8 protein-coding genes are annotated in these 10199 nt (G+C 69.3%); 4 read left to right on the plus strand and 4 right to left on the minus strand.

The window, feature by feature from the left end:
* Positions 1–388: 388 nt before the first annotated feature.
* On the minus strand, positions 389–544 hold the full coding sequence (locus tag P3T27_RS40570) for a DUF6131 family protein (RefSeq protein WP_256178681.1): 156 nt from the start codon (positions 542–544) through the stop codon (positions 389–391).
* A 357-nt stretch (positions 545–901) separates the two neighbouring features.
* Between P3T27_RS40570 and P3T27_RS40575 the strand changes: the two genes are divergently transcribed.
* Entirely contained in the window at positions 902–1063 is a 162-nt protein-coding gene (locus P3T27_RS40575; protein ID WP_179852711.1) for a YqaE/Pmp3 family membrane protein, read from the plus strand.
* A gap of 48 nt (positions 1064–1111) precedes the next feature.
* A complete protein-coding gene (locus P3T27_RS40580) occupies positions 1112–2143 on the plus strand; it encodes a YihY/virulence factor BrkB family protein (RefSeq protein WP_280686395.1) in 1032 nt (343 codons plus the stop codon).
* Between the two features lie 322 nt (positions 2144–2465).
* On the opposite strand, the gene P3T27_RS40585 is transcribed toward P3T27_RS40580, so the two are convergent.
* The gene (locus P3T27_RS40585) at positions 2466–3347 is read right to left on the minus strand and encodes a replication-relaxation family protein (protein ID WP_280686396.1); all 882 of its coding nucleotides are present in this window, start codon (positions 3345–3347) and stop codon (positions 2466–2468) included.
* A gap of 339 nt (positions 3348–3686) precedes the next feature.
* Positions 3687–4052 carry a hypothetical protein gene (locus P3T27_RS40590; RefSeq protein WP_280686397.1) on the minus strand — a complete coding sequence of 122 codons (366 nt, stop codon included), beginning with the start codon at positions 4050–4052 and terminating at the stop codon, positions 3687–3689.
* Positions 4053–6015: 1963 nt separating this feature from the next.
* Between P3T27_RS40590 and P3T27_RS40595 the strand changes: the two genes are divergently transcribed.
* On the plus strand, positions 6016–6558 hold the full coding sequence (locus tag P3T27_RS40595) for a hypothetical protein (protein WP_280686399.1): 543 nt from the start codon (positions 6016–6018) through the stop codon (positions 6556–6558).
* 158 nt (positions 6559–6716) lie between these two features.
* Entirely contained in the window at positions 6717–6878 is a 162-nt protein-coding gene (locus tag P3T27_RS40600; RefSeq protein ID WP_280686401.1) for a hypothetical protein, read from the plus strand.
* A gap of 194 nt (positions 6879–7072) precedes the next feature.
* On the opposite strand, the gene P3T27_RS40605 is transcribed toward P3T27_RS40600, so the two are convergent.
* On the minus strand, positions 7073–7435 hold the full coding sequence (locus P3T27_RS40605) for a hypothetical protein (RefSeq protein WP_280686402.1): 363 nt from the start codon (positions 7433–7435) through the stop codon (positions 7073–7075).
* Positions 7436–10199 lie beyond the last annotated feature (2764 nt).

The raw sequence follows: 10199 nt of genomic DNA on the forward strand, positions 1-10199 counted from the left end.
ACCCGCTCCCGCCTTGGACGCCTCACCCGCCAGGGCTTCCTCACCCAACCCGGACGAGGCATCTACCAGAAACGGACTTAACGTCCTCTGAGAACGCCGGCGACACCGACGATGACCGCAGCTACCAGGATGATGAGCCCGAGGATGACGAACATGACGTCCTCCGGATATCCATGTTGTGCAACACCGCAACCGGCCTGACCACGTTCCAAGCATGCGCTGGATCAGCGGGCTGCGCGCCGGTGTTCCCGCGCGGCCTCGTAGACGAGGCTGGCTGTCGGGGTCAGTACACCGACAACGAGCAGGTGAAGCATGCCGTGAACCGCGACGCCGGCGATCCCCGGCACGATCGCGCTGCCACCGGACCACCGCGCACGCGCCGAACGCCCTACCAGTAGTGCCGCCGTCCGCCGACCGCGTGACCGACGGACCCCAGTAGCAAGAGGATCAGGCCGATAACGGCCACGATGATCCCGATGGTCCACAGGATGGCGATCTTGGCGACGAATCCGACGATGAGCAGAATCACTCCGATAAGAATCATGGCGACCTCCGGGCTCGATAGGCCCCTGCAAGCGGTCTGATTCCCTATGGTCACACAGCCAAACGAGTCGCGAAGGGCCCCTGGAACCGGAGCCGTCGGCCGGGGGCTACCCGCTCCCGAACGGAAGCGGTCGCTGTCTCACAAGGCTTCGAGGGGATGGCGCCGGGCCGAGCGGGCGGTGCGCGCCCGGCCGGGCTGACCTGCCCCGCCTCGAGGCTGCTCGCGCAAGCCCTGATTTGTCCACCCACGCGTACCCGCCGTTCCAGCTCGGCCGGTTCCCCACCGGGCGGCTGGCGGTGGGACCATGAGAAAGCGGCTATCGTGCCGCCGACCATCGCATCTCAACGAGGGATGATCATGGTCAAGGTCCTTTTGGTGCTGTTGTGCCTGGTCCTGCCGTTCCTGGCAGTACTGATCAAGGACGGGCCGAGTATCAAGGTGCTCTGGGCCTTCCTCCTTCAGTTGTGTGGCCACGTGCCCGGAGTCATCTACGGCATCTACCAGGTGGTCAAGGACTGAGGCCCCACCCCCCCAGAACAGGCACCCATACACGCCGGGTTGACACCCATGTCACGACACGAGAACGAACACCGGCACATAAACGCAGCCGACGAGACCAGGCCCGCCACCGGTGGAGCCGGTCCCACTGAGAGCCCGACGGACCTGCCCAAGAGGTCGTGGTGGGGCGTCCTGAAACGCACCATCAAGCAGTTCAAGGCCGACAGCCTCAGCGACGCGGCAGCCGCGCTCACCTACTACGGCCTGCTGGCGATCTTCCCCGCTCTGCTCGCGCTGGTGTCGATCCTGGGGCTGGTCGGCAGCTCCGCCACCAAGCCGCTGCTCGACCACCTTCGCGACCTCGGCCCCGGATCCGTCCGCCAGATCCTCACCACCGTGGTGCAGCAACTCCAAAACGCCCAGGGCAAGGCAGGCATCGCACTGGCCATCGGGATCATCCTCGCTCTGTGGTCCGCCTCCGGCTACATCGCGGCCTTCATGCGCGCCGCCAACAACGTCTACGGCATCGACGAAGGCCGCCCGCTCTGGAAGACCCTGCCCACCCGACTCGCCCTGACCATCGTCCTCGTCGCGCTCCTCGCCCTGACCGCCACCGGTGTCGTCTTCACCGGCACACTGGCCACCAAGACAGGGAAGATCCTCGGAGTCAGCGAAAACGCCGTACAGGTATGGGGCATCGCCAAATGGCCCATCCTCGTCATCATCGTCATTGCGATGGTCACCCTGCTCTACTGGGCCGCCCCCAACGCCAAACGACCGAAGCTGCGCTGGATCCTCCCCGGGAGCCTGGTCGCCGTAGCCCTCTGGATCATCGCATCCGGCGCGTTCGCCCTCTACGTCGCCAACTTCAGCAGCCTCAACAGCACCTACGGCAGCATCGGAGCCGTGATCCTCTTCCTCCTCTGGTTCTGGGTCTCCAACGTCGCGATCCTGCTGGGCCTCGAGTTCAACTTCGAGCTGGAACGCGGACGAGCCATCGAAGCCGGTCACCCGCCCGAGGAAGAGCCCCACCCCGAACCCCGCGACACCCACAAACCACCGCCCGACACCCCACAAGATCACGCCAGCCCCAGCCACTGACTCCCGTGCCTGCTCGCCACTTCGCCTATCGCCACATGAAGCGGCGCACCGGCCGGCTGCGCGCCGCCCCGACCTCGCTCCGGTTCCGTACCGAGCAGACCACCGGCATCCGGCCAAAGCGCCAGGTGCGGACCAGGGGTCACTCCGGCCTACCTCAAGGCTCAGCAAGTCCGTGTAGCGCTCGAAGCCAACACGGAGGCGGGAGAGTCCGCCGACGCCCCATTCGTCACCCTCTGCCACGACCTGATCGCGTAGGGTCGGTAGGTGGCGAAGATTCTTACGGGAAGGCGCGCTGTCGGTGCCGGTCAGGACCAGGTGTCGGTCAGCTCCACCAAGTGCCCGGCCCGGCTTCGAGATCGGTGATCGACCACCAGACGTCGGAGCCGGGGCTCTCCTTCTCCAGGTCCTCCAGCTTGGCGACTCTGGCCGGGACGGTGCGCAGCATTGTGTCGACGTGCCGGGTGTGGGCGATGGCCTCCAGGTCGTCGGCGCGGTGGGCGAAGCCGGCCTGTCCGGTGCCGGTGAGGACGAACAGCAGCCTCGGGAAGTGCACGTAGCGGCGTTCCCACAGTGGCACGCCGCCGCCCTGCGCCTCGGTGGTGCCGGGCCGCACTCCGGCCGGCAGCGGTGCGGTGGCCCAGTAGCGGGCGTAGGCGTTGAGCTTGGCGGCCAGCCGGGGCCCGCCCATGGTGCCGCGGTCGACCTCGACGAACGCCAGGTTGGTGACCCGGGCGTCGTCTGCGTTGGTGCGGCTGTAGTAGAGCAGGCCGTCCGGGCGTACCGTGCCCTCGCGGCCTTCGGCGAAGCGGTGGGTGATCTCGGGGATGAAGTCGAACGGCCCGTAGGCGTCGCCCCGCTTACGGGCGTCGGTGAGGAACACCAGGTGGGTGCGCACGACGGCGAGCTGGTGCCACAGCGTGTACTTGAAGGCGCTCTTGTCGCCGGGCGTTCTCGGGGCGGGGATGTCCGCCAGCTCGGGGAAGGTGCCGGCGACCCTCGCCCCGTGCTCGGTCAGGAACCAGGCCCGCTGCCGTCCGGTCTGCGGCAGCACCAGTTCCTCGGCCAGGCCCTCCTCGCGCAGCCGCCGCAGACGGGCCCGCATCTTCTCGATGCCCGCGACCGGGGCGGTCAGCCGGCGCAGCTGCTCGGCGGTGGCGATCCGGAACTGGAACAGGGCGGCGAGCACGGCCCAGGTGATCTCCACCTCCCGCGTCTCACTGTCCGGCTCCGCCCCAGTCCTCGCCCTGACCTTCGTCCTTGCGCCGTCGCTGGTCGTCATCGCGGGGTTCCCCTTCGGCTGGGCGCGGAGCCGGTGCTCCGCGCGGTCGCCGAAGGGAACCCCGCGAACCTTGGCGGATACCTTGGCGATCCACCCCTTCTGCGGCAACGATCACGTAACGGCCTCCACCAAGGTTGGTGCCGCGCACGGCCACCAATCTTGGTGGATTCCTTGATGACCGCCCGGATCCCTTGATGGCGGCCCGAAATACCTTGATGGAGCGGCCGGACATCTTGATGCCGGGCCCGGACCGCCCGCTGCGCCCTACAGCTCCCAGGCCCCGCACCGGGCCCGCTGGGGGTCGGCGAGGGTGTGCCACACCGCCCCGCCGGGCCCGTGCCGCTCCAGGTCGTCCAGTCGGGCCGCCCCGGCCCGAACGGTCGTCAGCATCCGCTCCACCATCGGGTGCAGTCCGGCGAGGGCCTGGAGGTCGCGGATCCGGTGCTGGGCGGCTTGCTCGCCGGTGTCGGCCAGGACGAACAGCAGCCTGGGGAACCGCGTGTAGTGCTGCTGCCAGGCCGGCCCCACGCTCTGCGCACCGACGGTGCGCCGCAGATGCACCGGGACGGGGTGGTGCTCGTGGAAGCGGGCGTAGCCGATCAGCTTCGAGGCCAGCTTCTCGCTGCCCATGGTGCCGCGGTCGACCTCGACGAACGCCCGCGTTGAGCGACCGGCGGGCCCCGCCCGTGGTGTAGTGCAGCAGGCCGTCGGGGATGACGGCGCCGCCTGGGCCTTCGCCGTAGCGGTGGTAGACCTCGGGCAGGAAGTCCAGCGGTGCGCACTCGTCCCCCGCCTTGCGGGCGCCGGCCACGAAGGCGGCCTGGGTGCGGGTGACGGCCAGGATGTGCCCGACCCGCAGCCTCGCCTCCGTCTTGTCCTCCGGGACCGGCCCGTACGGTCACGATCCGACAACGGGTGCGCTAACCAGTGCGACAACCGGTGGTGAGAACCGGTGCACCAACCGGTCGCTGCCTCTCCCGGCCGCAGCGCCCGGATTCCGGGCAAACGCGCAGGTCAGAGGCCGTGGTGAGTGGCCGTCAAGGCAGAACTCCCACCCCGACAACCCTCTCCTTCCCCTTCCTGTCCTTGGCTTTGTGGGTGGTGGTTGGCTGGTTGGGTGGGGCGGTGGCGTTGAGGGTTTCCTGCGCCTGCGGCGGGCCTCTTCTTCTCTCGCGTCCGGCTGGTGCCAGCCGCTCGCGGTGGGGCGGGCTGGGGCGCGGCGGCCCCAGACGGCCACCAGGCCGCCTTCGCCGAGCCCCGCCGCCCGTTCCCTCGAACGCGGCGGCGCAGGCGGACAGAGACGGCCTGGGGCGCTTCTCGGCGGGCGCCGGGCCCGGCCAGGTCAGCGCCAGTCGAGCCCGAGCGTGGCGAGTCGGCCGAGCCGCTCGTCGGCCGACTTGGCCCGGCGGCCCTCGGTGCTTGAGATCCCCGGGCGCCTCGTCAGTCGTCCTGGCGCCCGCTTTCGCGGCCTGCCGGTGGCTGTCGCGCCCCCTGTCGCGCCCCCTGTCGCGTGGGGTGCTGTCGTGTGCCGTGACGTGGGCGGATGGGTGCTTTCCCCCGTGTGTGGTCGGGGCGCGACAGCCGGGTGCGACAGGGGTCCTGGGTGCGGTCGTCGGGTGGGCGCGGACCGTGCAGCAGCGTGCCGGACTCCTGCGGCTCCGATGACCGATCCATCCTGACTGAGCATCTTTCATGCCGATATGGCGGCGGGGTGCAGAAAGTTGTCTACAGGTGAAGCGGGGTCAGATCTCGGTAGAGCTCGGACGAGAGGATCTGGCACTAAATGACCGCTATCAACGGAATCGCGAGGCACCGCCGCCCCGAGGACATGCCCGACTGGGGCTTCCACGTCGAGGAGCGCGTGAGCTGGCCGGTGGCGGAGCGCTCCGCGGAGCTCGTCGGCCTGGTCCTGGCCGGGCGCCTGGACCAGACGGTGCCCGCGGACGAGTGCGATGCGCTGGCGCTGCTCGTGCTGAGCCAGGCGTACGGGCCCGAGTTCGCGGTCACCCTGGCGGTGGAGCGCTGGCTCGCCCTGCACATCGACGCCGACCCGGACCTGAGGGGCGGGTTCCTCTCCGGTGCGGAGTACACCTTGGACCGCGTGGACCGGGTGAGCGCCGTGTGTCCTGTGACACCGATCTTTGACCGCGTGCCACCGAACCTTGACGGACGCGAGTTCGTGTCATCGAAGGTTGATCGCACTGGTCAGAGACTCTGCGCGGACCCAGAACACCGGACCCGCCCTGCTCCCCCGGCAGACTGGTCGGCGCGCGGCTCCCCCTTGCCATACTCAGATCTGGCGCCCCCACCAGTGCTCAAACCGTGGTTGGAGACCGATTTGCCGAAGAGCGCTGGGGAGGCCAGAGCAGCAATCCCATCGCGCCGGGGCAGACCAGGGTCTCCTACCGGTCGGGGCCGAGCTGGTGAGTCCGGCGGTGGGCGCCCGGCGAGGTAAAGGTCCGTGCCGGGGTCCTGCGCTTCCTAGGCGGTGGCGGTATCGGGGGAACCGCTGGGCGGTGACGGGGTAGACCCGGGTGGGCGTCTCGTCGGCGTTAGGATCGTGCGGATCTTGGTCGAGTTGGGGGGATGCTTCGTGAGCGGTGGTCTGCGGCTGGTAGGACTCGTCGCGTCGGTACGGATTCAGGCGTCCCTGCTGCTCCCTGTGAGCTTGGTGAGCTGCGTGCCGGCCTACACGGGGGGATCCCACCAGTTGGACCCCGCGACGAGCGTGGGAACCGCTCTGATCCTCTTCGTGACGACGTTCTGGGGACTTCTGAAGGTCCGTCGGCCCTGGTACGAGACGAGGCTGGAAAGACTGTCTCCTCCTCCGCCGACCGCTGAGATGGTCGCGGGGGACAAGACCTTCGACCTGTTCTCCCGCAGCCTCACCAAGCCGCTGCTCCTGGTACTGCTGATCGGACTCACTGCCAGCTACGCGACGGGGATACCGGTCGGCATGTTTCTGGCGGGTATGGCGGCCGCGATGCTCTGGCAGTCGCGGTGGTTGGCGGCCGAGGAGAAGCAGTTGGGCGGTCGGGTCGTGTGTCTCCACACTCCGGTTCGCGTCGCGGCTGACGACCCCAACGGCACTGCGTACCGCCAATCCCGCTTTTGGATCGTTCGCGAGACCTCCTGACCGGCCTTCCTGCAGCCGAGCACACGCGCGCTCCATGCCGTGGCAGCCAGCTGCGTACGCGGGACTGAACTACACGCAGAACCTCTGACCAGTGCGATCAATCTTCGATGACACGAACTCGCGTCCGTCAAGGTTCGGTGGCACGCGGTCAAAGATCGGTGTCACCGGACACCCACGACGCCGTCCTGAACGGCGGTGCAATGCCCGGACGTCGGCCCACCGAGGTGCTGCACGCTCTCGACACGCCGCTGCGCACCCACCTCGACCTGCTGCGCACCACCCGCCTGCCGCAGCCGGCCGCCCTCGCCGGTGCCGGGTGACCAGGACCGCTTCACCAGCCGCTCCGAGCCCCCCTACCGCCGATCCGGCGGTCGGGTCCCGGCTGTGGGGTCGCCCCTGGTGGCAGGTGCGGCAGTGGTCTCGCTGTGGTCCACTGACCGTGGTGGGAGCGAACCCGCTGTTCATGGTGAACTGGATCTTCGAGACCGTGGAAGCGGCCGGACCTACCGGTTTGTCACGCGGTATTCCCGATGGCGGTGACCTGGTAGGTCAGCCTGAGCAGATTGACTGTCCCGCGGACGGCAAGATCGCAGCTCAGCTGGATGCGGCCGTCCACGAAATGGAAGTTCGACCTGTCCACGGCCCAGCCGGCGTTGTTGCCGTTTGCCTCCGTGCTGATGGCGGCGAGGGACACCGCGGGGACGACCGCCGGGGCCCTGGACCACGCGACCTCGTCGAGGGTGAAGGTGACGTTGAAACGCTGCCAGTCAGGCGCTGTCGTGTTGGCCGCCTCGATCACCGTGCCGCTGAAAAAGACCATGCTGCCTCCACCAGCAGCGGGCGTGATGAGGTGGAACCGGTTGTCAAAGGTAACCATTGCAGCTCAACTCCTTTGCACTGATGGTGAGTTGTGATACCTGGCAAGGTAAATCGTACGGTAACTACTTGGAATGCGCTCGTTGGCCGACCGGCTGTCGGCGGATCGGTCGAGGACACTGGGACCAGCATCGAGCCGCCCGCACGGCACATGGTGCGGGTTCCGGACGACGGGCGCCTGGTGGTCTTGGCCGTCGACTACGTGCGCTGCCCGCCCACCGATTGCGGCAAGCCCTAGTAGGGCTTGGTCAGGTGCGTATGGGTGTGTGGATGTCGCGGTGGCAGGTAGGGCAGGCGCCGGCCTCTCCGCTGGGTGTGACCTGTTGGTGGTTGTGGGCGTGGAATGGGCCTGGACGTCGGGTTGTCTGGACCTTTGGTTGTGCCTGTTGGTGGTGCTGGGCGGGGCGGTGGTGGGTCCGGGTTGGTGACTGTGTGTGGTGGTGGGTGTGGGTCGGGGGTCGGTTCGGTGTTGTGGGTTGTGTTCGGGTGTGAATTCCGCTGGTTATTTCGTTCGGTTGTTTTGGCGGGTTGGTTGCTTGTGGTGTTCTGAATTCGGGTTGGGATTGTGGGGTGGTGGGGCGGGTGGTGTTCGGCCTGCTGCGCCCTGGGCCGTTGTTGTCGTGCTCGCTGGCGGGGGTGTGGTCCGGGCTGCGCGGTGGGCGTCTTGATCTGCGGGTTCGGTCACTTCGGTCACTGGTAGCGGCTCTTACCTGCGAGAACGTGCGGTGACCGAGGGGCCGGGACCGGTTGTGGGGCACGGTGGGTGGGGGGTGCCCGGTTCCTGTGGTCGGGGTGGTGGGCTGGCCTGCGCCGTCTTGGCTGCCGTGCCCGCCGGTCGGAGCGTGCCCGCCTGCTGGCCGTTGTCCGGGGTCGTGCCGTCGTCCGGGGCCGGGCCTGCTGGCCGTGCTGGGCTCTGTCCGGCCGGTGCGCCCCGTGTCCGCCCGCTGCCGCGCTTGGTGTCGGGTGGTGCTGCTGGGTGGCCGTCAGGCTGCCCTGGAGGCTGTTCTGGTGGTGGTCCGGGGAGGCTGCTGCGGGTCGGTCCGGGGTTGGTGGGTGCTGTCGCGTTGCCTGTCGCGCCCCCTTGTCGCGTGGGGTGCTGTCGCGCCCTGTGACGTGGTCGGGTGCCCCTGATCCCCTGTGTGTGGTGGGGGCGCGACAGGTGGGCGCGACAGAGTGCCGGGTGGGGCCGCGGCTGCTGTTCGGGTGGTGGCCGCCGCCGGGTGCTGCCGACCGCCAGGTGTGGGCTGTCCTGGCCGCCGTCCGGGGCCGCCGTCCTGGGCCCGCGCGGGGCGCTGGTGCTGTGTCTGTCCGGGCCGCTGTCGGGGCCGGCCTTCTCCTGGTGGTGGTGCTCGGCGGCCGGGCGTGGGAGTGGGTGGGTGCAACGCGGGGGTGCAACGCGGTGTTGCGCTGGGGTGCAACACGGGGCGGTGTTGCGGGTCTGACCAGGCGTTATGTGGCCGGGAGGGGCTCGGCTGCGCGTGTTGCACCTGCCGTGTTGCACCCGGCTGCGCCGGTCCGCCGGCCTCGGCTGCTCCCCGCTGCCCCGCCCGCGCCGCCCGGTGCCATGCTCCGCTGCTGGGCCCTGGCCGCCGTCCTGGTCGGCCGCCAGGCCTGTCCGCTGCGCCCGGCTCGGCCGCCCTGCCGCCGTGCCTGTGCCGCCCGGTGCCGCGCCCCGCTGCGCCCGCCCTGGCGGCGGCCTGGCTGCCGTCCTGGCTCGGGGTTCGGTTTGGTGTTGCTGCTCCGGGAATTGCTCCGTTGCCGCCGAGCGGGATTTTCTGGGCGGCTTGGAACGGCGGCCGTGGTGTCGGCGGCGAGGGCCGTAGGCCACTTTCTGGCGTGCCTGAATTCTATTTCCGTCCGATGCGCCTCGCGGGGCTTTATGATCGCCGCCTGAAATAGAGCGGAAGGGCATTCGCATTCTCACCGTGAGTGCCGCCGGATAGAGCCGGGATGGAAGTTTGACACGAGGTTGGCTGTTCGCGTCTCGCGCCCGTCCGGGGATCGGTAGGATAGAGCTGTACGGCACTCCACGAAACGCGCCCAAAATGCCGACGGATTCGCTTTGGATTCCGGTCCGGAATCTGCGGTTGAGGGCCCGTCAGGGACCGCCGTGCGGGGCGCCGGTGAGGGCCCGCCACCCGGGCCGGTCAGGCCCGAGCCGGACCGGTGGCTCCAAGGTGTCTCCCGAGGGCCGCAGGCCCCGCCCCGAGGGCGGAGGATGGGCCGCCAGGCCAGCAACCAGGCGGTGGACCGGCCATCGGCCGGGACTGGGGGAGGGGGCCCGGGGGTGAGGTTGTGACTGATACCCGAAGCCCGCGACACATCGTCAACGCCCAGGGCCGCAGGCCCCGGCCGGCACCCCCGCCCGATCGGGGGGATGGGCCGCTACCCGAATTTCGCGTCACATCGTCAACGCTCACCCCCGGGCGCAGCCCGGGAGAGGCTGCCAGCAAACCGGACCGTAGGGCCGTGAAAACACCGGACGAACAAGTCGGGAAAGGCGGACGATTGACGGTCCGTAGGCCCGGGATAAAAGCCACCGATAGGCGGAGCGCAGCGACGCCCGACGCCCGCCCACCAACCACCCGGACAAGCCCGCGGATTCGCCGCAGGCGAATTCCCCCAACCACCCACTCGCCCGCCCCGGCGCAGCCGGGGCCAACGCCACGCACGGTGACGGCGCAGCCGGCACCCCCGCACCTGGCGGTGCGTCAGCACCGCCGCATTTCCGCCAGGAAATGCTCAAGCCGCAGGCTTCCGCCCCC

The sequence above is a fragment of the Kitasatospora sp. MAA19 genome, from assembly GCF_029894125.1.
In the GTDB taxonomy this organism is placed as follows: Bacteria; Actinomycetota; Actinomycetes; order Streptomycetales; family Streptomycetaceae; genus Kitasatospora.

What these genes read in the sequence shown, in the direction of transcription:
- P3T27_RS40605 (WP_280686402.1), bottom strand. Translation starts at nt 7,435, where the DNA reads ATGGTTACCTTTGACAACCGGTTCCACCTCATCACGCCCGCTGCTGGT.
- P3T27_RS40590 (WP_280686397.1), bottom strand. Translation starts at nt 4,052, where the DNA reads ATGGGCAGCGAGAAGCTGGCCTCGAAGCTGATCGGCTACGCCCGCTTC.
- P3T27_RS40570 (WP_256178681.1), bottom strand. Translation starts at nt 544, where the DNA reads ATGATTCTTATCGGAGTGATTCTGCTCATCGTCGGATTCGTCGCCAAG.
- P3T27_RS40580 (WP_280686395.1), top strand. Translation starts at nt 1,112, where the DNA reads ATGTCACGACACGAGAACGAACACCGGCACATAAACGCAGCCGACGAG.
- P3T27_RS40575 (WP_179852711.1), top strand. Translation starts at nt 902, where the DNA reads ATGGTCAAGGTCCTTTTGGTGCTGTTGTGCCTGGTCCTGCCGTTCCTG.